Source organism: Streptomyces roseirectus, from assembly GCF_014489635.1.
GTDB classification, from domain to species: Bacteria; Actinomycetota; Actinomycetes; order Streptomycetales; family Streptomycetaceae; genus Streptomyces; species Streptomyces roseirectus.
In genome coordinates, this window is the sequence record NZ_CP060828.1 from 3,420,510 (window position 1) to 3,443,558 (window position 23,049).

General features: G+C 70.7%; 23 protein-coding genes. 14 read left to right on the forward strand and 9 right to left on the reverse strand.

The window, feature by feature from the left end:
* Nucleotides 1-167 precede the first annotated feature (167 nt).
* On the forward strand, nt 168-1,127 hold the full coding sequence (locus tag IAG44_RS44535) for a DUF6542 domain-containing protein (RefSeq protein ID WP_343075733.1): 960 nt from the start codon (nt 168-170) through the stop codon (nt 1,125-1,127).
* On the opposite strand, the gene ppgK is transcribed toward IAG44_RS44535, so the two are convergent.
* Together ppgK and IAG44_RS14015 are read right to left on the reverse strand one after the other, a co-directional pair.
* The gene (ppgK, locus tag IAG44_RS14010; RefSeq protein ID WP_187747457.1) at nt 1,108-1,848 is read right to left on the reverse strand and encodes a polyphosphate--glucose phosphotransferase; all 741 of its coding nucleotides are present in this window, start codon (nt 1,846-1,848) and stop codon (nt 1,108-1,110) included. The genes IAG44_RS44535 and ppgK overlap by 20 nt on opposite strands.
* Nucleotides 1,849-1,948: 100 nt before the next feature.
* Nucleotides 1,949-2,965, reverse strand: coding sequence for a 4-hydroxy-3-methylbut-2-enyl diphosphate reductase (locus IAG44_RS14015; protein ID WP_187752670.1), 1,017 nt, complete (start codon nt 2,963-2,965; stop codon nt 1,949-1,951).
* Between the two features lie 166 nt (nt 2,966-3,131).
* On the opposite strand from IAG44_RS14015, the gene xseA reads away from it, so the two are divergent.
* The 3 genes from xseA (at nt 3,132) to IAG44_RS14030 (ending at nt 5,322) form a co-directional block, all read left to right on the forward strand.
* Nucleotides 3,132-4,355 carry an exodeoxyribonuclease VII large subunit gene (gene xseA, locus IAG44_RS14020; protein ID WP_187747458.1) on the forward strand — a complete coding sequence of 408 codons (1,224 nt, stop codon included), beginning with the start codon at nt 3,132-3,134 and terminating at the stop codon, nt 4,353-4,355.
* A gap of 5 nt (nt 4,356-4,360) precedes the next feature.
* On the forward strand, nt 4,361-4,582 hold the full coding sequence (locus tag IAG44_RS14025) for an exodeoxyribonuclease VII small subunit (RefSeq protein ID WP_187747459.1): 222 nt from the start codon (nt 4,361-4,363) through the stop codon (nt 4,580-4,582).
* 149 nt (nt 4,583-4,731) lie between these two features.
* On the forward strand, nt 4,732-5,322 hold the full coding sequence (locus IAG44_RS14030) for a malonic semialdehyde reductase (RefSeq protein WP_187747460.1): 591 nt from the start codon (nt 4,732-4,734) through the stop codon (nt 5,320-5,322).
* A gap of 66 nt (nt 5,323-5,388) precedes the next feature.
* On the opposite strand, the gene IAG44_RS14035 is transcribed toward IAG44_RS14030, so the two are convergent.
* On the reverse strand, nt 5,389-7,059 hold the full coding sequence (locus tag IAG44_RS14035) for a fumarate hydratase (RefSeq protein ID WP_187747461.1): 1,671 nt from the start codon (nt 7,057-7,059) through the stop codon (nt 5,389-5,391).
* Between the two features lie 166 nt (nt 7,060-7,225).
* On the opposite strand from IAG44_RS14035, the gene IAG44_RS14040 reads away from it, so the two are divergent.
* Together IAG44_RS14040 and IAG44_RS14045 are read left to right on the forward strand one after the other, a co-directional pair.
* Nucleotides 7,226-7,885, forward strand: coding sequence for a DUF1707 SHOCT-like domain-containing protein (locus IAG44_RS14040; RefSeq protein ID WP_187747462.1), 660 nt, complete (start codon nt 7,226-7,228; stop codon nt 7,883-7,885).
* A 128-nt stretch (nt 7,886-8,013) separates the two neighbouring features.
* The gene (locus IAG44_RS14045) at nt 8,014-8,391 is read left to right on the forward strand and encodes a WhiB family transcriptional regulator (RefSeq protein ID WP_187747463.1); all 378 of its coding nucleotides are present in this window, start codon (nt 8,014-8,016) and stop codon (nt 8,389-8,391) included.
* A 471-nt stretch (nt 8,392-8,862) separates the two neighbouring features.
* On the opposite strand, the gene glpX is transcribed toward IAG44_RS14045, so the two are convergent.
* A complete protein-coding gene (glpX, locus tag IAG44_RS14050; RefSeq protein WP_187747464.1) occupies nt 8,863-9,897 on the reverse strand; it encodes a class II fructose-bisphosphatase in 1,035 nt (344 codons plus the stop codon).
* Nucleotides 9,898-10,028: 131 nt separating this feature from the next.
* Between glpX and IAG44_RS14055 the strand changes: the two genes are divergently transcribed.
* From IAG44_RS14055 to IAG44_RS14070, 4 genes are all read left to right on the forward strand, one after another.
* Complete coding sequence (locus IAG44_RS14055; RefSeq protein ID WP_187747465.1) at nt 10,029-10,556, forward strand: DUF4245 domain-containing protein; 528 nt, start codon at nt 10,029-10,031, stop codon at nt 10,554-10,556.
* Between the two features lie 102 nt (nt 10,557-10,658).
* Nucleotides 10,659-12,044 (forward strand): class II fumarate hydratase, encoded by a 1,386-nt coding sequence (locus IAG44_RS14060; protein ID WP_187747466.1) that lies wholly within the window; start codon nt 10,659-10,661, stop codon nt 12,042-12,044.
* An 82-nt stretch (nt 12,045-12,126) separates the two neighbouring features.
* Nucleotides 12,127-12,831: a cytidylyl-2-hydroxypropylphosphonate hydrolase gene (gene fomD / locus IAG44_RS14065; protein WP_187747467.1), complete on the forward strand. Its 705-nt coding sequence runs from the start codon at nt 12,127-12,129 to the stop codon at nt 12,829-12,831.
* 299 nt (nt 12,832-13,130) lie between these two features.
* A complete protein-coding gene (locus IAG44_RS14070) occupies nt 13,131-15,161 on the forward strand; it encodes an ATP-binding SpoIIE family protein phosphatase (protein WP_187747468.1) in 2,031 nt (676 codons plus the stop codon).
* Between the two features lie 78 nt (nt 15,162-15,239).
* Here IAG44_RS14070 and IAG44_RS14075 read toward each other — a convergent pair whose 3' ends face one another.
* Nucleotides 15,240-17,684, reverse strand: coding sequence for a transglycosylase domain-containing protein (locus tag IAG44_RS14075; RefSeq protein WP_187747469.1), 2,445 nt, complete (start codon nt 17,682-17,684; stop codon nt 15,240-15,242).
* Nucleotides 17,685-17,953: 269 nt separating this feature from the next.
* Here IAG44_RS14075 and IAG44_RS14080 point away from each other — a divergent pair, with 269 nt between their 5' ends.
* Entirely contained in the window at nt 17,954-18,862 is a 909-nt protein-coding gene (locus IAG44_RS14080; RefSeq protein WP_187747470.1) for an SPFH domain-containing protein, read from the forward strand.
* A complete protein-coding gene (locus IAG44_RS14085; RefSeq protein ID WP_187747471.1) occupies nt 18,859-19,086 on the forward strand; it encodes a type II toxin-antitoxin system antitoxin in 228 nt (75 codons plus the stop codon). Before IAG44_RS14080 ends, IAG44_RS14085 begins: the two co-directional genes overlap by 4 nt.
* Before the next feature lie 38 nt (nt 19,087-19,124).
* Here IAG44_RS14085 and IAG44_RS14090 read toward each other — a convergent pair whose 3' ends face one another.
* The 4 genes from IAG44_RS14090 to IAG44_RS14105 all read right to left on the reverse strand — a co-directional run bounded on the left by IAG44_RS14090 (nt 19,125) and on the right by IAG44_RS14105 (nt 21,829).
* Nucleotides 19,125-20,273, reverse strand: coding sequence for a methyltransferase domain-containing protein (locus IAG44_RS14090; RefSeq protein WP_187747472.1), 1,149 nt, complete (start codon nt 20,271-20,273; stop codon nt 19,125-19,127).
* Complete coding sequence (locus tag IAG44_RS14095) at nt 20,270-21,223, reverse strand: MvdC/MvdD family ATP grasp protein (protein WP_187747473.1); 954 nt, start codon at nt 21,221-21,223, stop codon at nt 20,270-20,272. The genes IAG44_RS14090 and IAG44_RS14095 overlap by 4 nt, the downstream gene beginning before the upstream one ends.
* Nucleotides 21,220-21,456 carry a putative ATP-grasp-modified RiPP gene (tgmA, locus tag IAG44_RS14100; RefSeq protein ID WP_187747474.1) on the reverse strand — a complete coding sequence of 79 codons (237 nt, stop codon included), beginning with the start codon at nt 21,454-21,456 and terminating at the stop codon, nt 21,220-21,222. The genes IAG44_RS14095 and tgmA overlap by 4 nt, the downstream gene beginning before the upstream one ends.
* A 112-nt stretch (nt 21,457-21,568) precedes the next feature.
* Nucleotides 21,569-21,829 (reverse strand): hypothetical protein, encoded by a 261-nt coding sequence (locus tag IAG44_RS14105; protein ID WP_187747475.1) that lies wholly within the window; start codon nt 21,827-21,829, stop codon nt 21,569-21,571.
* A gap of 106 nt (nt 21,830-21,935) precedes the next feature.
* Here IAG44_RS14105 and IAG44_RS14110 point away from each other — a divergent pair, with 106 nt between their 5' ends.
* Entirely contained in the window at nt 21,936-22,763 is an 828-nt protein-coding gene (locus IAG44_RS14110) for a helix-turn-helix domain-containing protein (protein WP_187747476.1), read from the forward strand.
* The gene (locus IAG44_RS14115) at nt 22,760-22,966 is read left to right on the forward strand and encodes a DUF397 domain-containing protein (protein ID WP_187747477.1); all 207 of its coding nucleotides are present in this window, start codon (nt 22,760-22,762) and stop codon (nt 22,964-22,966) included. Before IAG44_RS14110 ends, IAG44_RS14115 begins: the two co-directional genes overlap by 4 nt.
* Nucleotides 22,967-23,049 lie beyond the last annotated feature (83 nt).

A 23,049-nucleotide genomic window follows, 5' to 3' on the forward strand; every position in this document is an offset into this window, starting at 1 on the left:
AGCCCGCCCCCACGGCGTGTCCCACGCCCGATTCGGCACATAAGCAGACCTAAGTTGGACGAGTGCACCGACCCGAACCCGGCCGTCCCGGACGAACCTCCCCGGAACCCGCGCGGGCCCGGCCCTCGGGCACCGCGGGCAAAGCAGCGCAGGCGAGAGGCGACGGCGTGAGCGGTGTACGGGACGACTCGGCGGGACGCGCCGGGACACAGGCGAACGCCCCCGACGGCGACGACTTCACCAGGGCGACCTTCGACGCCCTCCGCCTGACCCGCGCCCCGGAGGAACCACCCCGCCGGCAAGCATCGGGCGGCGACGTACGGGACGTACGGGACGTACGGAGCGAAGCCGCCAACGACCAGCCCCCGGCCCGCATGGCCCCCCGCCAGAAAACCCCCCGCAGGCAGCCGCCCCTCCGCACCCCGGACGACCGCCGTAACCCGGACATCCCCCGCACCCTGGACGCTCGCCCCGCCCCGGACGCCCGCCGCGCCCCGGACGCCCGCCGCGCCCCGCGCCCGACCCCCCCGCGGCACGACCCGAACCCCCCGTACGACCGCGAGCCCTCCAGCCGCACCCCCGCCCAAAACCCCGCCAACTCCCCCCACCCCTCCCCGCCTCCCCACCTGAACCGCCCCCGCCGCCCTACTCCCCCCACCGCCACACCCCCGAAAGCACCCCCCACGCACCCCCCACGCCAACGCCGCACCCCACCCCGCCCAACCCCCCCGCGCCCGACCGACCGCTACCCCACCCCCCGCCTCACCGGCCTGGGCTGCGCCCTCCTCAGCACCGCCCTGATGACGACCTTCGGCCTGCTGATCGACCTCGTCCTGGGCGACTCGACCACCGCGTACGCGGTCCTCTACCTGCCCGTCTGCGTGCTGACGGCGTCCTGGACCCGCAAGGGCGACCTGCTCTCCGCCCCGGTCGTCCTCCCGATCGCCTTCGCCATCGGCATCCTGTCCGTCGCGGACGGCGGAGGCGGCGCGGGCGGCACCCTGATGGGGCTGGTGACGGCGCTGGCGACGCAGGCGGGCTGGCTGTACGGCGGGACGCTCGCCGCGCTGCTGGTGGCCGCCGCCCGCCGCTGGTGGCCGGCCTCGCTCAGCCGCGGGCGCGCATAGCCGCTCCCACGATCCCCGCGTTGTTCTGGAGCTGCGCGGGCACGATCTCGGCCTTGATGCCCTGGACGTACGGCAGGAACTTCTGCGCCTTGCGGCTGACCCCGCCGCCGATGATGAACAGCTCCGGCGAGAACAGCATCTCGACGTGCGCGAGGTACTTGGTGACCCGGTGGGCCCAGTGCTCCCAGGAGAGCTCGCCGTCCTCCCTGGCCTTGCTGGAGGCGCGCGTCTCCGCGTCGTGGCCGTGCAGTTCGAGGTGGCCCAGCTCGGTGTTGGGCACGAGCACGCCGTCGCTGAACAGGGCGCTGCCGATGCCGGTGCCGAACGTCAGCAGGATGACCGTCCCCTTGCGCCCGCGCCCGGCGCCGAAGGCGACCTCGGCGACGCCCGCCGCGTCCGCGTCGTTGACGACCGTCACGGGGAGCCCGCCGAGGCGTTCGGTGAACAGCGCACGCGCGTCGGTGTCGATCCAGCTCTTGTCGACGTTGGCCGCCGTGCGCACGGTGGAGCCGCCGGTGACCACGCCCGGGAACGTGAGCCCCACGGGGCCGGTCCAGCCGAAGTGGTCGACGACCTGTTTCACGCCGTCGGCCACCGCGTCGGGTGTCGCCGGGTGCGGTGTGAGCACTTTGTGCCGCTGCGCCGCCAGGTCGCCCATGTCCAGGTCCACCGGGGCGCCCTTGATCCCGGATCCGCCGATGTCCACGCCGAAGATCTGCATGGCCCCACGGTACGACGGCCCACTGACAGTCACCTGCCCGAGGCCGCCCTGAAGCGCCCCGGGGCCGCCTCAGACCCGCCCCGGGCCCGTCAAGACGGGTTCAGGCCGCTTCCGGCCCGCTCCCGCCGCGCTGCGCGACCAGCGTCGCCGCCTCCTCGCGCAGATCCCGCCGCAGCTCCTTCGGCAGCGAGAACGTGATCGACTCCTCGGCGGCCTTGACCAGTTCGACGTCGCCGTACCCGCGCGCGGAGAGCCATTCCAGGACCTCCTCGACCAGGACCTCCGGCACGGACGCGCCGGACGTCACGCCGACCGTCGTCACGCCCTCCAGCCACGCCTCGTCGATCTCGCTCGCGAAGTCCACGAGGTGCGCCGCACGCGCGCCCGCGAGCTTGGCGACCTCGACGAGCCGGACGGAGTTGGAGGAGTTGCGCGAGCCGACGACGACCACCAGCTCGGCCTCGGCGCCCATCTGCTTGACCGCGAGCTGACGGTTCTGCGTGGCGTAGCAGATGTCGTCGCTGGGCGGCGAGATGAGCTGCGGGAACTTCTCCTTGAGCGCGTCGACGGTCTCCATCGTCTCGTCGACGGACAGCGTCGTCTGGGACAGCCAGACGATCTTCGACTCGTCGCGGACGGTGATCTTCTCGACGTCCTTGGGGCCGTCGACGAGCTGGATGTGGTCCGGGGCCTCGCCGGAGGTGCCGATGACCTCCTCGTGGCCCTCGTGCCCGATGAGGAGGATGTCGTAGTCCTCGTTCGCGAACCGGACGGCCTCCTTGTGGACCTTCGTCACCAGGGGGCAGGTCGCGTCGATCGTGGCCAGGCGCCCGCGCGCGGCTTCCTCGTGGACGACGGGGGCGACGCCGTGCGCCGAGAACATCACGATGTTCCCGGGCGGCACCTCCTCCGTCCGCTCGACGAAGATCGCGCCCTTCTTCTCCAGGGTCTGGACGACGTACTTGTTGTGGACGATCTCGTGCCGGACGTAGATCGGGGCCCCGTACTGCTCCAGGGCCTTCTCGACGGCGATCACGGCGCGGTCCACACCCGCGCAGTAGCCCCGGGGGGCGGCGAGCAGGACACGGCGGCGCGGCGAAGCGGTCATGTGTCCCATCGTACGGGTGCGCGCGGGGCCGAAGACGCGCCCGCGCGCGTGGGTGGAGGTCGTGCGTGGAGGTTTCGTGACGGCCGCCTCCGGGACGTCGAGCCGCCTCCGGACCGTCGGTACGGCACCGTCGCGGCGCCCCTCGTTGTCAGTGGCGGCCGATACTCTCGACGGCATGGCTGTGAACACGTCCGCAGAGGCTCCCCTGCCCGTCGGGGAGGTGTCGCGGCTCATCGGGGGCTGGATCGACCGGCTGGGCGCGGTGTGGGTCGAGGGGCAGATCACGCAGTTGTCGCGGCGGCCCGGCGCGGGGGTCGTCTTCCTGACGCTGCGGGACGCCTCGCACGACATCTCCGTGGGTGTCACGTGCTACCGGCAGGTGTTCGACGCCGTCGCCGATGTCGTCGGGGAGGGTGCCCGGGTCGTCGTCCACGCGAAGCCGGAGTGGTACGCGCCCCGGGGCCAGCTGTCGTTGCGGGCCGTGGAGATCCGTCCGGTGGGCGTGGGGGAACTCCTCGTCCGGCTGGAGCGGCTGAAGAAGGCGCTGGCGGGCGAGGGCCTGTTCGCGCCGGAGCGCAAGAAGCGGCTGCCGTTCCTGCCGCAGCTGATCGGGCTGGTGTGCGGGCGCGCGTCGGCGGCGGAGCGGGACGTCCTGGAGAACGCCCGGCACCGGTGGCCGGCCGTCCGGTTCGAGGTGCGCAACGTCGCGGTGCAGGGCGTGCACGCGGTGACGCAGGTCGTGCAGGCCGTCAAGGAGCTGGACGCGATGGACGAGGTGGACGTCATCGTCGTGGCCCGGGGCGGCGGCAGCGTGGAGGACCTGCTCCCGTTCTCGGACGAACAGCTCGTGCGTACGGTCGCGGCCTGCCGCACCCCGGTCGTCTCGGCGATCGGCCACGAGCCGGACAACCCTCTCCTGGACCACGTCGCGGACCTGCGCGCCTCGACGCCGACGGACGCCGCGAAGAAGGTCGTGCCGGACGTCGGTGAGGAGCTGGAGCGCGTGCGGATGCTGCGCGGCCGGGCCCGGCGCTGTGTGGAGGGCTTCGTGGACCGGGAGGAGCGGGGGCTGGCGCACGCGCTCGCGCGGCCGGCGATACAGGATCCGCACCGGATGGTGGACGAGCGCGAGGACCATGTGGCCGCGCTCCTGGAGCGTTCCCGGCGCACGCTGGGCCACCTCCTGGACCGCGCCGACTCGGAGCTGTCCCACACGCACGCGCGCGTGGTGGCCCTCTCCCCCGCCGCGACCCTCCAGCGCGGGTACGCGGTCCTCCAGCGGGCGGACGGCCATGTGGTGCGCGGTCCGGGCGAGGCGACGGCGGGTGAGACCCTGCGCGCGCGGGTCGCGAAGGGCGAGCTGACGGTACGGGTCGAGGAACGGGGAGCACAGGAATGACGGACATGACCGGCACGAAGGACGAGACGCTCGGCTACGAGCAGGCGAGGGACGAGCTGATCGACGTGGTGCGCCGCCTGGAGGCGGGCGGGACGACGCTGGAGGAGTCCCTGGCGCTGTGGGAGCGCGGCGAGGAGCTGGCGAAGGTGTGCCGGCGCTGGCTGGAGGGCGCGCGGGCGCGCCTGGACGCGGCGCTGGCGGAGGAGGACGGGGAGGACGCCGAGTGATCTACCGAGCGATCTGCCGTGTGATCCGCCGGGTGATCTGAGGCACCTCACAGGCGATTGGTTGAACGTTGAACATGTATGGCGTACCGTCGTACCCGTCAACCGGTCCGGCGTCCCGGATCCGGACGTGCACGTAAGGAAAACCACGCATGTCTCTCGTTCTCGACCCCACCGCCCAGGACCTGCTGTTCCGTGAGGCCCACACCGCGAACGCCTTCACGGACGAGCAGGTGACCGACGAGCAGGTCCAGGCGATCTACGACCTGGTCAAGTTCGGCCCGACGGCGTTCAACCAGACGCCGCTGCGCATCACCCTGGTCCGCTCGGCGGAGGCGCGGGAGCGTCTGGTGAAGCACCTGTCCGAGGGCAACCAGGCCAAGACGGCCGCCGCCCCGCTGGTCGCGATCCTCTCCGCGGACAACGAGTTCCACGAGGAACTGCCCGCCCTGTTCCCGGCGTTCCCCCAGGCCAAGGACCTCTTCTTCGCCGAGCGCCCGGCCCGCGAGGGCTCCGCCAAGGTCAACGCCGCCCTCCAGGCCGCCTACTTCATCATCGGCATCCGCGCGGCCGGCCTCGCCGCCGGCCCGATGACCGGCGTCGACTTCGAGGGCGTCCGCAAGGAGTTCCTCGACGACGACCACACCCCCCTGATGGTCGTCAACATCGGCAAGCCCGCCGAGAACGCCTCCTACCCGCGTTCCCCGCGCCTGGCCTACGAGGACGTCGTCACGACGGTCTGAGCGACACCCCCGCCTCACCGGCACGCGGAAGAGCCCCGGAACCGTCCGGGGCTCTTTCGTGTCCGGTCAGCCGAGGCCGGGGCCCCGGACCGGGATCGTCGTGAACGTGGGGGCGGGCGCCGGGTCCTGGAAGAAGTCGTTGCCCTTGTCGTCGACGACGATGAAGGCGGGGAAGTCCTCGACCTCGATCTTCCAGACGGCTTCCATGCCGAGTTCTTCGTACTCGACGACCTCGACCTTCTTGATGCAGTCCTGGGCGAGGCGGGCGGCGGGGCCGCCGATGGAGCCGAGGTAGAAGCCGCCGTGGGTGTCGCAGGCGTCGGTGACCTGCTTGCTGCGGTTGCCCTTGGCGAGCATGACCTTGGAGCCGCCGGCGGCCTGGAACTGTTCGACGTAGGAGTCCATACGCCCGGCCGTGGTGGGGCCGAAGGAGCCGGAGGCGTAGCCCTCGGGGGTCTTCGCGGGGCCCGCGTAGTAGACCGGGTGGTCCTTGAGGTACTGCGGCATCTCCTCGCCCGCGTCGAGCCGTTCCTTGATCTTCGCGTGGGCGATGTCGCGCGCGACGACCAGCGGGCCGGTGAGGGACAGGCGCGTCTTGACCGGGTACTTGGTCAGCTCCGCGAGGATCGTCTCCATCGGCTGGTTCAGGTCGATCCGCACGACGTCCGACGACTCGTCCAGGTGCTCGTCCGTCGTCTCCGGCAGGAACCGCGCCGGGTCGGTCTCCAGTTGCTCCAGGTACACGCCCTCCGCGGTGATCTTCGCGACGGCCTGGCGGTCGGCGGAGCAGGAGACGGCGATGGCGACGGGGCAGGAGGCGCCGTGCCGGGGCAGGCGGATGACGCGGACGTCGTGGCAGAAGTACTTGCCGCCGAACTGGGCGCCGATGCCGATCTTCTGGGTCAGCTCGAAGACCTTCTCCTCCAGCTCCTTGTCCCGGAAGCCGTGCCCGAGCGCGGAGCCCTCGGTGGGGGCCTCGTCGAGGTAGTGCGCGGACGCGTACTTCGCGGTCTTCAGGGCGTACTCGGCGGACGTCCCGCCGACGACGATCGCGAGGTGGTACGGCGGGCAGGCGGCCGTCCCCAGCGAACGGATCTTCTCCTCCAGGAACTTCATCATGGAGGCCTCGTTCAGGACGGCCTTCGTCTCCTGGTAGAGGAACGACTTGTTGGCGGAGCCGCCGCCCTTGGCCATGAAGAGGAACTTGTAGGCGCCGCCGTCGGTCGCGTACAGCTCGATCTGCGCGGGGAGGTTGGAGCCGGTGTTCTTCTCCTCCCACATGGTCAGCGGGGCCATCTGGGAGTAGCGCAGGTTGAGGTTGAGGTAGGCGTCGTAGATGCCGCGGCTCAGCGCCTCCTCGTCGCGCCCGCGCGTGAGGACGTTCTGTCCGCGCTTGCCCATGACGATCGCCGTGCCCGTGTCCTGGCACATCGGCAGCACGCCCGCGGCCGCGATGTTCGCGTTCTTCAGCAGGTCCAGGGCGACGAACTTGTCGTTGGAGGACGCCTCCGGGTCGTCGACGATCCGGCGCAGCTGCGCGAGGTGCGCGGGGCGCAGGTAGTGCTGGATGTCGTGGATCGCCTCTTCGGCGAGCTTGCGCAGGGCCTCCGGCTCGACCTGGAGGAACGTCCGCCCGTCCGGCCCCTCGACGGTGGAGACGCCTTCGGAGGTCACCAGCCGGTAGGGCGTGGTGTCCTCTCCCAGGGGCAGCAGATCGGTGTACGCGAACTCAGGCATCGAGCCCATTCCTCACTTGACGGGTCAGCGGCCGGCCTCCATTGGCAAGCGTTGTCCAGCGTAGAACCTGCCGCTGACAACACCCTGGTGAGGCAAGGCTTAGTTCGATGATATTGAAAATCCCGGAGGGGTATCGCGATCTATCGTGTTTGGGTACGCTGCCGGTGTGGACCTTCAGAAACAGACCGACCTGCGCGCCTCGGACGCCGACCGGGACCGCGTCGCCGACATCCTCAGGGACGCCCTGGCCGAGGGCCGCCTCACGGCCGAGGAGCACGCCGAGCGCGTCGAGGGCGTCCTCGCCGCGAAGACGGTCGGCGAGCTGGAGGTGTTCGTCAAGGACCTCCCCGTCGCCCACACGCCGCGCGCGACGACGGCCCCGCTCCGCCCGGCGGACGCCGCGCTCCCGGCCGACCCGGACGAGAACATCGTCGCCGTCTTCAGCAGCGCGACGCGGCGCGGGCGCTGGCGGGCGGGGCGGCGGATCCACGCGTACGCGATCTTCGGGAGCGTCGAGATCGACCTCAGCGAGGCCCTGTTCGAGTACCAGCAGGTCGTCGTCAAGACGTACGCGATCCTCGGCAGCGTCGAGGTCCGCGTCCCGGAGAACATCTCGCTGCGGGGCACCGGCGGCGGCATCCTGGGCAGCTTCGAGGTCGACACGATGGACTCGGGCGACCCGAACGCGCCCGTGGTGTACCTCGACGGCTGGGCGGTGCTGGGGAGCGTCGAGGGGCGGCCCCGGCGCGGGCGCGTCGTCGCGGACATTCTCGATCGCGTTCAGCGCAAGGTCGACCGGAGTTCGCGCAAGCATCTGGACCGTTGACGCTCGTGAAGGGGCCTGAGAGCCACTGTCGGGAACTCAGTGCATAGGTGCGCGTACAGCGGGTAGGGCTTGCTGCATCGTCTCTCGCAATCGTCTCTCGCTCGCGTAGCCGTCGTCAGGAGTAGACCGTGCTGCAACCGCCGCATTCGTCCCTGGTAGCTGCCGTTCCGGCCCAGCGGGTGCCAGTGCGGGACAGGGATCAAGACGCCCCGTGGCACACCGAGGCGGTGTGCCGTCGCGACGAGGCCGGACTGTTCTTCGCCCCCTCCAAGGAGCCCACCGCGGCCCGCCTCTCCCGCGAGGAGGCCGCCAAACGCGTCTGCGCCCGCTGTCCGGTCATGGTCCAGTGCCGTGAGCACGCCCTGCTCCAGCCGGAGCCGTACGGCGTCTGGGGCGGCCTCACGGCGGCCGAGCGCCGCGTCGTGCTGGCGCGCAGGCGCCGCAGGGAGCTGGAGCTGAAGAAGGCGGCGAGGGCGACGAACACCCGGGTCGCCCAGGCGGGCTGAGGCGACCCCGGCACACAGAGAGGGCGTTCCCGAGGGGGAACGCCCTCTGTCTCGCGAACGCGACCGGGCCGCGGACGCCGCCTGCCCTGCGGACGCGCCGGCTACCCCCGGACGCCGACTGCCCCACGCACGCGCCGGCCACCCCCGGACGCCGACTGCCCCACGCACGCGCCGGCCACCCCCGGACGCCGACTGCCCCACGCACGCGCCGGCCACCCCCGGACGCCGTCTGCCCCGCGGGCGTCGGTTGCCTCGCGGGCGCCAGCCGCCCCGCACGCTGCCCGCAACGGACGCGCGCGTACATCACGCGGCCGCCGGCTGACCGCTGGGCGCCGCCCGCACATCTCGCAGACGCCGGCTGACCGGTGAGCACCGCCCGCGCCGCCCGTACCTCACGCGGACGCGTTGCCCACGCCGCCCGCACACCTCACGGGCGCTGCCCCTCAACCCCGTCCGCCGCCCCGTCCCGCTCTACTTCGCCCGGTCGAAGTCGACCGCGCTGTACGCCCGCAGCTTGCTCAGGCGGTGTTCGGAGTCGATCCGGCGGACGGTGCCCGACTTGGAGCGCATGACGATGGAGTCGGTCGTCGCGGTCTCCGAGCGGTAGCGCACGCCCCGCAGCAGCTCGCCGTCGGTGATGCCGGTCGCGACGAAGAAGACGTTCTCGCCGGTGACCAGGTCCTCGGTGGTCAGCACCCGGTCGAGGTCGTGTCCGGCGTCGATCGCGCGCTGCCGCTCCTCGTCGTCCTTGGGCCACAGCTTGCCCTGGATGACACCCCCGAGGCATTTCACGGCGCACGCCGAGATGATCCCCTCGGGCGTCCCGCCGACCCCGAGCAGCAGGTCGATCCCGGTGCCCTCGCGCAGCGCGAGGATCGACCCGGCGACGTCCCCGTCGGAGATCAGCTTGATGCGCGCGCCCGCCTGCCGGACCTCCTTGATGATCCCGGCGTGCCGGGGCCGGTCGAGGATGACGACGGTGACGTCCTCCGGCGTGCCCCGCTTCGCCTTGGCGACCCGCCGGATGTTGACGTCCACGGGCGCGTTGATGTCGACGAACTCGGCCGCCTCGGGCCCGGTGACGAGCTTGTCCATGTAGAACACGGCGGACGGGTCGAACATCGCCCCCCGCTCGGTCGCGGCCAGCACGGCGATCGCGTTGGGCATGCCCTTCGCGGTGAGCGTCGTCCCGTCGATCGGGTCGACGGCGATGTCGACCTCGGGCCCCGTCCCGTCGCCGACGCGCTCCCCGTTGAACAGCATCGGCGCCTCGTCCTTCTCACCCTCGCCGATGACGACGACGCCGTTCATCGAGACGGTCGACACGAGCGTCCGCATCGCGCGCACGGCCGCGCCGTCGGCGCCGTTCTTGTCGCCGCGCCCGACCCAGCGTCCGGCGGCCATCGCGGCGGCCTCGGTCACCCGGACGAGTTCGAGGGCGAGGTTGCGGTCGGGGGCCTCGGAGGGGACATCGAGTTCGGACGGCAAGTGATGGTGCTCGGACACGGGATGCACCTTTCTGACCGATACGACGACGGCCGGGGCGGGGTTCTGACTCCCGACTTTAACTCCAGTACGAAAAAATGAGCAGGGGACCCCACGGATGAGCGGCCGGGGCACCTGCGACGATAGGGGGCGTGGCAGGTTCGAACGGCAAGCAGAAGTCGGCCCGGGACATGATCCTCTCCCTGGGCCTCATCGTGTTGGCGGCGCTGGTCATCTACGTCTTCGTCCCGCACGACGACAAGGAGCCCGACATCAAGCGCGTCGACTACACGGTCGAACTGGCGACGGCCCGCCGCGCGGCGTCGTACCCGATCTCCGCGCCGGTGGGGCTCCCGGACACCTGGAAGGCGACGTCCGTGCGCTACCGGGGCGACGACTTCGACGCCTGGCACCTCGGCTTCCGCACGCCCGACGGGCAGTACGTCCAGGTCGAGCAGTCCGCCGCGAAGGAGCGCGCCAAGTTCGTGGACGACGCGAGCCAGGGGTCGAGCGCGACGGACGTCACCGACGAGATCGCCGGCGCCAAGTGGACCCGCTGGACCGGCGGCCGCTACAACGCCCTCGTCCTCAACGGCGCCGACGGCTCCACCACGGTCGTCGCCGGCACCGCCTCCTTCGACCGTCTCGCGGAGATGGCGCGGGCGCTGAAGACGGCCTGACCGCGTCCGGGGCCGCGCGGCTCGTCGAACGCCAGTTCACCGGATCGGGTGAACCCGGCCCGTCCGAGGAACAAGTGAGCGATCCCGTTCGCTGTACCGGGCATGAGCGACTACCGCATCGAGCACGATTCCATGGGCGAGGTAAAGGTCCCGGCGCACGCGAAGTGGCGGGCCCAGACGCAGCGCGCGGTCGAGAACTTCCCGGTGTCCGGGCAGCGCATCGAGCGCGCGCACATCGAGGCGCTGGCCCGGATCAAGGGCGCGGCGGCGAAGGTGAACGCCGAGCTGAAGGTGCTGGACGCGGAGATCGCGGAGGCGATCCAGGCGGCGGCGGAGGAGGTCGCGGAGGGCAAGTGGGACGACCACTTCCCGGTGGACGTGTTCCAGACGGGCTCGGGCACATCGTCCAACATGAACGCGAACGAGGTCATCGCGACGCTGGCGAGCGAGCGCCTGGGCCGGGCCGTCCACCCCAACGACCATGTGAACGCGTCCCAGTCGTCGAACGACGTCTTCCCGTCGTCGATCCACATCGCCGCCACCGCCGCCGTCACGCGTGACCTGATCCCGGCCCTGGAACACCTCGCGGCGTCGCTGGCCCGCAAGTCCGAGGAGTTCGCGGACGTCGTGAAGTCGGGGCGCACGCACCTGATGGACGCGACCCCCGTCACGCTGGGACAGGAGTTCGGTGGGTACGCCGCACAGGTGAGGTACGGCGTGGAACGGCTCACCGCCTCGCTCCCCCGGCTCGCCGAACTCCCCCTCGGCGGCACGGCGGTGGGCACCGGCATCAACACCCCGCCCGGCTTCTCGGCGGCGGTGATCGAGGAGGTCGCCCGCGCCACCGGCCTCCCGCTGACGGAGGCCCGCGACCACTTCGAGGCGCAGGGCGCGCGGGACGGCGTCGTCGAGACGAGCGGTCAGTTGCGCACGATCGCGGTGGGCCTCACGAAGATCGCCAACGATCTGCGCTGGATGTCGTCAGGCCCGCGCACGGGTCTCGCGGAGATCTCCCTGCCCGACCTCCAGCCGGGCTCCTCGATCATGCCGGGCAAGGTCAACCCGGTGATCCCGGAGGCGGTGCTGATGGTCGCGGCGCAGGTCACGGGCAATGACGCGACGGTCGCGGCGGCCGGCGCGGCGGGCAACTTCGAGCTGAACGTGATGCTCCCGGTGATCGCGAAGAACGTCCTGGAGTCGATCCGCCTCCTCGCGAACGTCTCCCGGCTGCTCGCCGACCGCACGGTGGACGGCGTCGTCGCGCACCGCGAACGCGCCCGTGAGTACGCCGAGTCGTCGCCGTCGGTGGTGACGCCGCTCAACCAGTACATCGGGTACGAGGAGGCCGCGAAGGTCGCCAAGAAGGCCCTCGCCGAGCGGAAGACGATCCGGCAGGTCGTCGTCGAGGACGGGTACGTGGAGCGGGGCGATCTGACGGTGCAGCAGCTCGACGAGGCGCTGGATGTCCTGCGGATGACACGTCCGTAACCAGCGCCGACGCGACTTTAAGATCGCGAGAACCCTGACGGAAGCCCCAGCGCTCGATGGCCTGGGCACCTAATATCTGGTCATGACAGACGATGGAGCGGTGAGCGGCGTGGACGGTTCGGCGGCGGACGGCTCCCCGGTCGCCCGCTGGGCGCCGGGCAGCCGGATCCTGTGGCGTTACCGGGAGAACGGCGGCTCCGGCATCCACATCGCCCGCCCCGTCACCGTCGTCCGCGACGACGCCGACCTCCTCGCCGTGTGGCTCGCGCCGGGCACGGAGTGCGTGAAGCCGGTCATGGCGGACGGCACGCCGGTCCACCAGGAGCCGCTGGAGACGCGGTACACGAAACCGCGCGCCGTCCAGCGGGGCCACTGGTTCGGGACGGGCGTGCTGAAACTGGCGCGGCCCGGTCTGCCGTGGTCGGTGTGGCTGTTCTGGGAACCGGGCTGGCAGTTCAACAACTGGTACGTCAATCTGGAGGAGCCGCTGGCCCGCTGGGCGGGCGGGGTGGACTCCGAGGATCATTTCCTGGACATCTGCGTGTATCCGGACCGGAGTTGGGACTGGCGTGATGAGGACGAGTTCGCACAGGCACAGCGGGCCGGGCTGATGGACGCCGAGGCGGCCGAGCGGGTGCGCGCGGCGGGGCGGGCGGCGGTGGAGGTGATCCGTGCCTGGGGCCCGCCGTTCCCGGACGGCTGGGAGGCGTGGCGTCCGGATCCGTCCTGGAAAGTCCCGGTCCTGCCGCAGGACTGGGACCGTACCCCTGTGCACGCTTCGCCATGAGACCCTTGATGCGCCCCTGGACGGCAACCGTAGGATCGTCGTCCGCAAGGGCAGTGCGGTAGTAACTCCCGGAGCAGACACCAGGTCTGACCGAACGTCACCGAGGGGCGGCAGGACGTGAGCGAGGGGTACGAGGGCAACACCGGTACGGGCGGCGGCCAGTCGTCCCCCGGGGAGTCGGAAACAGCCTCCGGTCACGCCGGATTCCCGTTCCGGGGACTCGGATTCCGGGTATCGGGTTTTCGGCGGGACCGACTGCGCGTACGGCGCGCAGCCCCGGACGGACGGATTCGACACGCGTGACGGAGCACCCGACCTCCTTCGAACGCCCGCAGGGCGCCGACCCCTCGGACCCCCGCGGGGCGCTCCTGCGTTCCCCGGCGCACACCCCGGGCACCGCGGCCCTGGACACGCCCCCGTTCGACGAGAACACGGGCGGCGAACAGGGCGCCGACAAGGGCAAGGACCCGGAGCACTCGCAGCCGGTGTCCGCCGAGCCGGACGCCCACCGGCCCCGCCCCGCGCCGGAGGGCATCCCCGCACAGCCGGGCGGTGACGTGCCGCAGGAGCGGCGCCGCGGCCAGGGCCTGCCGCCGGGCCAGCCGACGCCGATGCGGCGCGACGGCGACCGGCTCAGGTTCGTCGGCGCGGCGACCCGGCGCATCGCGCGCGGCATCGACCTCGACGAGATCGTGATGGGGCTGTGCCGGGCGACCGTGCCGACGTTCTCCGACGCGATCCTCGTCTACCTGCGCGACCCGCTGCCGGTCGGCGACGAGCGGCCCACCGGGCCGCTGGTGCTGCGGCTGCGCCGCACGGACCGGATCCCCGAGGAGCAGGACTCCGAGGCCGGTTTCATCATCCCGGCGCCGCTGCCCGAGCCGTCCGAGATCTCCGAACTGTCGTCCGCGATCGCCGAGTTGTGCGAGGTGCGGCAGGGCGGGGCGCTCGCTGAGGTGCTGCGCGGGGTGCGCCCGGTCTTCGCGGACGCGCCCGCCGCCCGCGCGGCGCTGCCCGAACTCCTCGGCGAGGAGAGCCAGTTGATCGTACCGGGCGGGCAGCGCGCGATCCTCGCGCCGTTGCGCGGCCGGCGCCGGGTGATCGGGGCGACGGTGTTCATCCGCCGCGCCGACCGCTTCCCCTTCGAGCCGGACGACCTCCTCGTCGCCGCCCAGCTCGCCACGCACAGCGCGCTCGGCATCGACAAGGCCGTCCTGTACGGCCGCGAGGCGTACATCGCCGACGAGTTGCAGCGCACGATGCTGCCCGACCACCTCCCCCGCCCGACCGGTGTCCGCCTCGCCTCCCGCTACCTGCCGGCGGCCGAGACGGCACGGGTCGGCGGCGACTGGTACGACGCGATCCCGCTGCCCGGCAGCCGCGTCGCCCTCGTCGTCGGCGATGTCATGGGCCACTCCATGACCTCCGCCGCGATCATGGGCCAGCTGCGGACGACGGCCCAGACGCTGGCCGGGCTCGACCTCCCGCCCCAGGAGGTCCTGCACCACCTCGACGAGCAGGCCCAGCGGCTCGGCCAGGACCGCATGGCGACCTGCCTCTACGCGGTGTACGACCCGGTCTCGCACCGCATCACCGTCGCCAACGCCGGTCACCCGCCGCCCGTGCTGCTGCACCTCGGCGGGCGGGCCGAGGTCCTGAAGGTGCCGCCGAACGCGCCCATCGGAGTCGGGGGAGTCGACTTCGAGGCCGTCGAGCTGGACGCCCCGGCCGGCGGCACCCTGCTGCTCTACACGGACGGGCTCGTCGAGTCCCGGCTGCGTGACGTGTGGACGGGCATAGAGGCGCTGCGCGAAAAGCTCGCCGCGACCGCGCAGTTGACCGGCCCGGACCACCCGCCGCCGCTGGAGGCGCTGTGCGACGAGGTGCTGGACATGCTCGGTCCGGGCGACCGGGACGACGACATCGCGCTGCTCGCCGCCCGCTTCGACGGGATCGCGCCGAGCGACGTCGCGTACTGGTTCCTGGAGCCCGAGGACGCGGCGCCCGGCCGCGCCCGCCGGCTCGCCCGAAGGGCCCTGGCCCGCTGGGGACTTGAGGAACTGAGCGATTCCGTCGAGCTGTTGGTGAGCGAGGTCGTCACCAACGCCGTGCGCTACGCCTCCCGGCCGGTGACCCTGCGGCTGCTGCGCACGGACGTGCTGCGCTGCGAAGTCGGGGACGACGTACCGCAGTTGCCCCGGCTGCGGCAGGCGCGGGCGACGGACGAGGGCGGGCGGGGCCTGTACCTCGTCAACAAGCTGGCGCGGCGCTGGGGGGCGACCCGGCTCAGCACCGGGAAGGTCGTGTGGTTCGAGCTGAACCGGGGCTGAGGCCCCGCGACCGGCCGCACCAAGGCTGAGAAAAGGCGCCCGGTACTTGTCGGTACCGGGCGCCTCCTCATGTCCGCGCTACTGATCCTCTCTCGGATCGAACGGGTTCCCCCCGGACGTCCCCAGCGTGTCCCCGCCGCTCGGCGTCGGCGTCGGTGAACTGCTGGGCGACGGCGAGTTGCTGGGCGACGAGGACCTGCTCGGGGTCGGCGACGGCGACGGGCTCGGCGAGTTGCTGGGCGACGGCGACGGACTCGGGGAGCTGCTGGGCGTCGGCGTCGGGCTCGGCGAGGGGGTGGCCGTCACCGTCGGCTGCACGGCGGCGCCCTGCGTCGTCTGCAGGTCGAACTTGGAGACCTTGCTGGACACTCCGAAGGTGTAGTCGGCCCAGATCTGCGCCGGGTAACCACCGCCGTTGATACGGCCCTTGCCGGGGATGAGGCCGGTCGCGCCGGTCAGGGTGACCTGGTTGTGGTTCTTCGCGGACTCGCCGAAGAGGCCGACGGACGTCACCAGGTCGGGCGTGTAGGCCGTGAACCAGGCCGACTTGTTGTCGTCCGAGGTGCCCGTCTTGCCCGCGACCTTCTGTCCGTTGCGGTTCGGGTTGTCGCGCACCGACGTCTTGGCCGTACCGTCGTCGACCACGCCGGTGAGGACGGAGGTGACGGTGTCGGCGGCCTCGCGGGAGATGACCTCGCCGCCGATCGGGTTCGGCTTGATCGTCATCGTGGACGACTCGGCCTCCTCGATGATCGCCGGGGTGACCTTCTTGCCGTGGTTGTCGAGGGTGGCGTACACCCCCGCCATCTGCAGCGGGCTCGCGCCCATGGTGCCGAGGGTCTGGGCGGGGACGGCCTTCAGGTCGGAGGTGTCCATGCCGAGGGCCTTGGCGGTGTCCATCACCTTGTCCATGCCGACGTCCACACCGAGCTGCGCGAACACCGAGTTGATGGACTTGTTCATCGCCGTCTGGATGGTGACGGGGCCGTAGTCGGCGTCGTCCTCGTTCTCCGGGGCGAAGCCGATCGCGCTGCCGACGACCGGGCGTTTGCTGGTGCCGTCGTAGATCGAGTTGACGCTGATCGTGTCGCCGTCCTGCGTCTTGGCGTCGTGGTCGAGCGCGGCGGCGAGGATGACCGGCTTGAAGGTGGAGGCCGGCTGGTAGTCGGTGCGGGTGGCGTTGTTCATGTAGTGCTGGAGGTAGTCGACGCCGCCGTACATCGCGACGACCTTGCCGGTCTTCGGGTCGACGGAGACGGCGCCGGCCTGGACGTCGCCGTCCACCGAGCGTTTCTTCGGGTCGAGCTTGCTGGTGAGCTGTTCCTTGACGGACTTCTCCAGCGCCGCCTGCTTCTTCCGGTCGATGTTGAGGGTGATGGTCCAGCCGCCGCGCTCCACCATGGCGGCGGCCTCGGACAGGGTGGCGGCCTTGCCCCCGCTGACCAGCTGGCGTTCGAGTTCCTTCGTCGCGGCGTCGACCAGGTAGCCGACCTGGCCCTTCTTGCCGGCCGACGGTTTGGGGTCGAGCGGGACGGGGAACTTCAGCGCGTCCCGCTTCGTCTTGTCGAGCCACTTCTGGCCGACCATGTTGTCCAGGACGTAGTTCCAGCGGGCCTGGACCAGTTTCTTGCCGGTCGGCGTGGCGGTCGCCCAGTCGTACTGGCTGGGGGCCTGGAGGAGGGCGGCGAGGTAGGCGCCCTGCTCGACGGTGAGGCGGTCGGCGTCGACGCGGTAGTACGCCTGGGCGGCGGCCTGGAGGCCGTAGGCGCCGCGGCCGTAGTAGCTGGTGTTGATGTACCCGGCCAGGATGTCGTCCTTGGACTTCTGGCGGTCCAGCTTCAGGGAGATCACGATCTCCTGGAGCTTGCGGGTGACCGTCTGCTCCTGGGTGAGGTAGTAGTTCTTGACGTACTGCTGGGTGATCGTGGACCCGCCCTGCGCGCCGCGTCCGGCGAGGGTGTTGAGGATGCCTCGGGCGGTGCCCTTCAGGTCGACGCCGGCGTCCTGGTAGAAGGTCTTGTTCTCGGCGGCGACGAAGGTGCGCTGCACCTCTTTGGGGATCTTCGCGAGGGAGACGTTCTCGCGGTTCAGCTCGCCGTCGCGGGCGAGGACGGTGCCGTCGCTGTAGCGGATGACGTTGCTCTGCTTCAGGGCGTCCGGGTTGCCGTCGGGGATGTCGATGATCATGTAGAGGGCGATGAAGGTGCCGATGCCGAGGAGGCAGACACCGAGGAACGCGCCCAGGATCTTCTTCCAGGTGAACATCCGGCGCAGGAAGCTCCGGTCGTCCTTCTTACCTTTTTTCTTACCGCGCGCTTGCGCTTGGGCCGCCTTGCGCGCGGCGGCGCGGCCGCCGGGTATCGGGGGGCTGTCGGAGGCCGGGGGCGGGCCACCGGGGGCCTGGGGGCCGCCGGGTATCGGCTCGGCCGTCGACATGCCCGCCGGTTCCGGTGCCGAACGGTCCCTGGGCGCGGCGCGGCGGCCGCCGCGCTGTCGCGCACGTCTGTCGTCCGCTCGTCCCATGAGTCCGTCCGCTCCGCTTCCTACTCGGCAGTCACTCCAGTGCCCGTGGGCAGGTCAGCTCAGAAAACTAACATCGCTCTCTATGACAAACGTCCGCCGATGCGGACTCTTACGGGCGTGAGAATCGGCACCCGGGCACAACGGGCCCCAGGAGCACACCCGTTCCTCCCCAACGTTTTCGACGCGTACGAACGTTCCAGGGTTGCCGTACGCCGAAAAAGTGATATCACTTAGCTAGATCAACGCTAGTGACCCACGGGGGACAACCCATGACAGAACAGAACATGACGGACAATTCGATCCAGGAGTTTCCGGCGCACAGCGTCGGGGGCGGGCTCGCGCTGCTGCTCGGCCTCGCCGGCACGCTCGGCGGCGTCGGGGCGGCGGTCTCCGCGGGCGCCGTCGCGTCCGTCGCCACCAAGGCCGTCCTCATCGCGGGCGGGATCGTCGTCGCCGTCACCGCGCTCTTCTTCCTCTGCGGGCTCAACATGATCGCGCCGGGTGAGGCGCGGGTCGTGCAGCTCTTCGGGCGGTACCGGGGGACGCTGCGGGAGGACGGGCTGCGGTGGGTCAACCCCTTCATGTCCCGCGCGAAGATCTCCACGCGGGTGCGCAACCACGAGACTCCCGTCCTCAAGGTCAACGACGCGTACGGCAACCCCATCGAGCTGGCGGCCGTCGTCGTGTGGCGGGTGGAGGACACCGCGCAGGCGAGCTTCGAGGTCGACAACTACCAGAAGTTCGTCGCGACCCAGACCGAGGCGGCCGTCCGGCACATCGCCATCGAGTACCCCTACGACGCCCACGACGAGGCCGGCCTCTCGCTGCGCGGCAACGCCGAGGAGATCACCGAGAAGCTGGCCGTCGAACTGAGCGAGCGGGTCCGTACCGCCGGTGTGCAGATCATCGAGTCCCGCTTCACACATCTCGCGTACGCTCCTGAGATCGCCTCCGCGATGCTCCAGCGGCAGCAGGCGGGCGCGGTCGTGGCGGCCCGGCGCGAGATCGTCGACGGGGCGGTGGGCATGGTCGAGGCGGCGCTCGCCCGGATCACGGAACAGGACATCGTGGAACTCGACGACGAACGCAAGGCGGCGATGGTCTCCAACCTGATGGTCGTCCTGTGCGGCGACCGCGCACCCCAGCCCGTCCTCAACACCGGGACCCTCTACCAGTGACGTCCCCCCAGGACCGCCGGCCGCAGCAGCGCAAGCAAGTCCTGCTGCGGCTCGATCCGTCCGTCTACGACGCCCTCGCCCGCTGGGCCGGCGACGAGCTGCGCTCCGCCAACGCGCAGATCGAGTTCCTGCTGCGGAAGGCGTTGCAGGAGGCGGGGAGGTTGCCGGGGGGCGCGGGGCCGCTGCCGCGGAGGGGGCGTCCGCCTCGGGGGCCGGAGGGGTGAAGGGGTCGGAGGGGCGAGGGGCCGGAGGGGCGAGGGGGTCACCCTGGCAGCCGCCACGCTTCCCCGTCCTGCGGGGACTGAAACCACAGCGTGTGTCCCTCGTCCGTCACCGTGAGCCCGAAGCGGTCCCAGGACGGGCGGTCGTGAGCGAGGTACCAGGACCACCAGCGCTCGACGGCGTCCCAGGCGCCCTCGCCGTCGCCCGCCCTGATGTACGGCTCGGCGCCGGGGGCGTACACGCTCTCGGCCCACGTTCCGTCGGGCAGCGTCAGCCGGCGCATGACGGTGGACGGTGAGTCGTCGTCCGTGCCGTACTGGAGGTGTACGCCCGGGAGGTGCGCGGCGATGAGGAACGTGAAGTGGTGGTCGTCGAACGCGTCCATCGGGACGTCGGTCGGGTGCCCTTCCGTGGAGACCTCGGCCGGTGAGGCTGTTGCCTCGGGTGCCTGTTCCCTGGCCGCCATGTACGAACCGCCGTCCGTGTGGAAACGGCCCTCCAGGCTGCCGTCCTCCTTGGCGTCGAGGACGGCCAGGGCGCCGCTCATGGACGGGAACAGGTTGGCGATCAGCCGTCCGCCGGGGGCTACGGCTTCCCTGAGCGTTTCGGTGACCCCGGGCAGTCCGCAGGTGACGATGACCTTGCTGAACTTCCGTTCCCAGTCCCGCGTCCGGATGTCCGCCGTCACGATCTCCGGCGTGTGCCCGAGAGTTGCGAGCGCCCGGCGCGCGGGGTCAGCCAACTCCGGGTCTACGTCCGCCGACACGAGCCGTTCGCTGCCGGCCAGGTGGTGCAGGATGAGGCCCGCCTGGTAGCCGGTTCCTGTGCCCGCGTCCAACACCTCGTCGTCCGGGGTGAGTTCGGCCGTCTCCAGCATGCGGGCGACCAGGCTCGGTTGGGTGCTGGACGAGATGGGCACGCCGGTGAAGAGGCCGTCCGCCTCCTGCGTCGTCGGCTCCAGCCGGGTGACGAGCGTGGTGTTCGTGTAGACCGGCACGAGCCATTCGTGTCCGTCCTCGGCCGTCAGCCTCTGCCAGCGGGTCGGGGCGCCGCCCCGTGAGAGGTAGTACTCGGGGACGAAGACGTGCCTGGGTGTCTCGGCGAACGCCCGGTGCAGCCGGTCGGACGTCACCGCGCCCATCGCTCTGAGCTGATCCGCCAGTTTCCGGGTTCGGAAGTTCTCCGTCACAGGTGGCACCACCTTTCAAGGATGTGGCTGATGGAATCGGCGAGGGGGGTATCTTCCGAGTCGAGCCAGGCCCATTGGCCGGATGGGTTGGCCTCCAGGAACACCCATTCATGGTCGGGGCGGACCACGAAGTCGAAGGCCGCGTATTCAAGTCCCATGCGGGCGGTGTAGGCGGCCACACCGAGGGCGACGTGGGGCGGTGTCTCGACCGTGCCGTACTTGAGCGCGTCGTAGTCCGCCCGCCAGTCGATACGGGCTTCCTCGCTGCCCGCGTCGATCCTGACGCCGTGGCAGACACCGCCGACGTACGTCAGCCGCACCTCATAGTCCTTGGGGACACGTTCCTGGAACAGGTGCGCGGTGATCTCCACGCCGTCCAGGGCGTCCGGGTCGACCTCGCGCGTATACATCGACTCGACGCCGGAGGAGTGCGTGACATACGGACTCCCGAGAGGCTTGGTGATCAAGGGGGTTCCGGTGTCGTCGGCGAAGGCGTGGACTGCCGTGCGGTCGCAGGTGATCAGTGTGCGGGGGGTGCTGAGCCCGGACAGGTGCGCCGTACGTAACTGCGCGGGCTTGAACTCGGCGGCGGAAGCCCTGGCCGGATGGTTCAGGTAGGGGACCGGAAGGCTCGTGAGGATTCCGCCGAGTCCGATCCGGGCGGCTCCCCGGGCCCAGTGGGCGTCGGCTTCGGACAGGTCCGGGAACTCGAACAGCCGGGGGCGGTTCCAGTAGACGGCGCCGATGTCGGACAACTCGACGCGGCGGTGGGCCGTTTCGAGGGACCCCGTCCACTCCCCGTTCTTGAGGGAGGCCCGGATCGAGAGCCCGCCGGGGAAATCGCGGGTGTCGAAGCGGAACACCGGGACACCGGCCGTGGACAGCCTCTCCACGACGAGGTCGGTGCCCGCCTCGAAGGGGCTGTCCACGACCAGGACGGTCTTCGTCACTCGAAGGCTCCGGGGTCGGCGCCCTCGTCACTCGGCGGAGGGTTCTTGACGTCGCCGTCGGGATTGGTCTTCTGCGAGGTCGCCATCGACGTCAGTGGCACGCCGTCCGCGAGGCGGGCGGTCTGGGTCCTCGGGTCGTAGACCGGCGCGGAGAGAACCGGGTTCTCGGACGCGGGGCGGAACCGGGCGCCGCTCAGTGCGTACGGTCGCTGTCCCTTCAGTGCTTCAGCCACCGGGGGCGCTGTTCGGAGTGGGAGCGAGGCGATGAGTTGCACGGCTGTTTCCTTTCACCAGACGTTCGGGACCGGGCCCGGGAATTCACGCGGCTACCGTCACCAAGGACGGTCAAGCCCCCAACTGCCCCCGCCGCTTGGTCTGTTCGTTCACGACGGCGACCTTCGTATGCAGTCGCTGCTCCGGGCTCACCGGCTCGGCGGAACCGGGCTCCACCGTCCACTCGAGCCCGCCTGCCACCGGCCGCAGCCACCAGGACCCGTACTCGACGGCACGGAACTCGCCGATACGACCCTGCCGGTCGATCAGGATCGTGCCGACTTCCGGAACGGGTGGGGGGTGCTGCGCCGAGGGCAAGTGCTTGTCGGACACGGCCGCTCCTCTCTGTAGCGGTTCCACTACCGGGGAGGTTCAGCGTGGCCCCATGTCGGGCAGTCTTCAACTTGCGGAAGTTGTTTAGGGAGTTGAGTGAGGGCCGTTGAACCGGAAAGAGCTGGACCCCGAGGAATCGCAGCGAGCGGCGTTCGGTGTGGAACTGCGCAGGTTGAGGGACGAACGCGGGTGGACTCAGGACGAGTTGGGTATGCGCATGGGATGTTCGGGGACGCATATTTCTGCAGTGGAAACTGGTAGACGGTCCCCAACTCCCCGTTTCGCGCGCAGTGCTGACAGGGCGCTCGGCACCGGCGACCGGCTTCAGCGCATGGTGCGGTCCGTGCGGGAGAGTTCGCTGTTGGAAGGCTTCCCGGAGTACCTGGTGCACGAGGCGCGCGCCGTGGAGATCAGGCTCTTCGAGCTGGGCATCGTTCCGGGCCTGCTCCAGACCCCGGAGTATGCGGCGGCCACCGCGGCCGGTGAGGTACGGCGTGGAGCGATCACGGAGTCACAGGCACAGGAGCGGCTGGCCTTGCTCGCGGGGCGACAGGCTTCCTTGAGACGCACCCCTGCGCCGCTCATCCACGTGGTCATGGACGAGAGCTGCGTCAGGCGGATCGTGGGCGGCAAGGACGTCATGGCCGCGCAGTTGGACCAGCTCCTGGCGTTCGCCGAACTGCCGTCCACCGTCTTGCAGATCGCCCCCTACGACCTCGGTGAACGACGGGCGTTCGACCTGCCGATCAACTTGCTGACGCTGCCCGATCGCTCGGACCTCGCCTACGCCGAGTCTTCCCTGCAAGGGCGAATGGAGCGTGAGGCAAGGTTTGTTCGGCTCAAGATGACGGCCTACCATCAACTTCAGGTCGAAGCGATGTCTCAGACAGCGTCGGTGGCCATGATCGAAGAGTTGCGAAAGGGCACCCCGTGAGTACCGAACCCGATGTCCTTCACTGGTTCAAGTCTTCCTACAGCAGCAACGGCGGCAACTGCCTGGAGGTCGCGGACGTCGCTGCTCGCGGTGCGGTCCTGGTCCGTGACTCCAAGGACCTGAACGGTCCTGTGCTCGGCGTCTCCGCCTCCGCGTTCGCGTTCTTCGCGGCGGGCGTCAAGGGCGGAAGGCTCGCCGTCTGACAGCGGTACGCACTGCCGAGGGAAGCCCCATCGTGTGAGCGGTGGGGCTTCTTCGTGTGCCAGCGTCAACCCCTGTTCCAAAC

Coding starts and splice junctions, on each gene's coding strand:
- fomD (WP_187747467.1), top strand. CDS start 12,127: ATGACAGACGATGGAGCGGTGAGCGGCGTGGACGGTTCGGCGGCGGAC.
- IAG44_RS14075 (WP_187747469.1), bottom strand. CDS start 17,684: ATGGGACGAGCGGACGACAGACGTGCGCGACAGCGCGGCGGCCGCCGC.
- xseA (WP_187747458.1), top strand. CDS start 3,132: ATGGCTGTGAACACGTCCGCAGAGGCTCCCCTGCCCGTCGGGGAGGTG.
- IAG44_RS14030 (WP_187747460.1), top strand. CDS start 4,732: ATGTCTCTCGTTCTCGACCCCACCGCCCAGGACCTGCTGTTCCGTGAG.
- IAG44_RS14035 (WP_187747461.1), bottom strand. CDS start 7,059: ATGCCTGAGTTCGCGTACACCGATCTGCTGCCCCTGGGAGAGGACACC.
- IAG44_RS14060 (WP_187747466.1), top strand. CDS start 10,659: ATGAGCGACTACCGCATCGAGCACGATTCCATGGGCGAGGTAAAGGTC.
- IAG44_RS14025 (WP_187747459.1), top strand. CDS start 4,361: ATGACCGGCACGAAGGACGAGACGCTCGGCTACGAGCAGGCGAGGGAC.
- ppgK (WP_187747457.1), bottom strand. CDS start 1,848: ATGCAGATCTTCGGCGTGGACATCGGCGGATCCGGGATCAAGGGCGCC.
- IAG44_RS14080 (WP_187747470.1), top strand. CDS start 17,954: ATGACAGAACAGAACATGACGGACAATTCGATCCAGGAGTTTCCGGCG.
- IAG44_RS14015 (WP_187752670.1), bottom strand. CDS start 2,965: ATGGGACACATGACCGCTTCGCCGCGCCGCCGTGTCCTGCTCGCCGCC.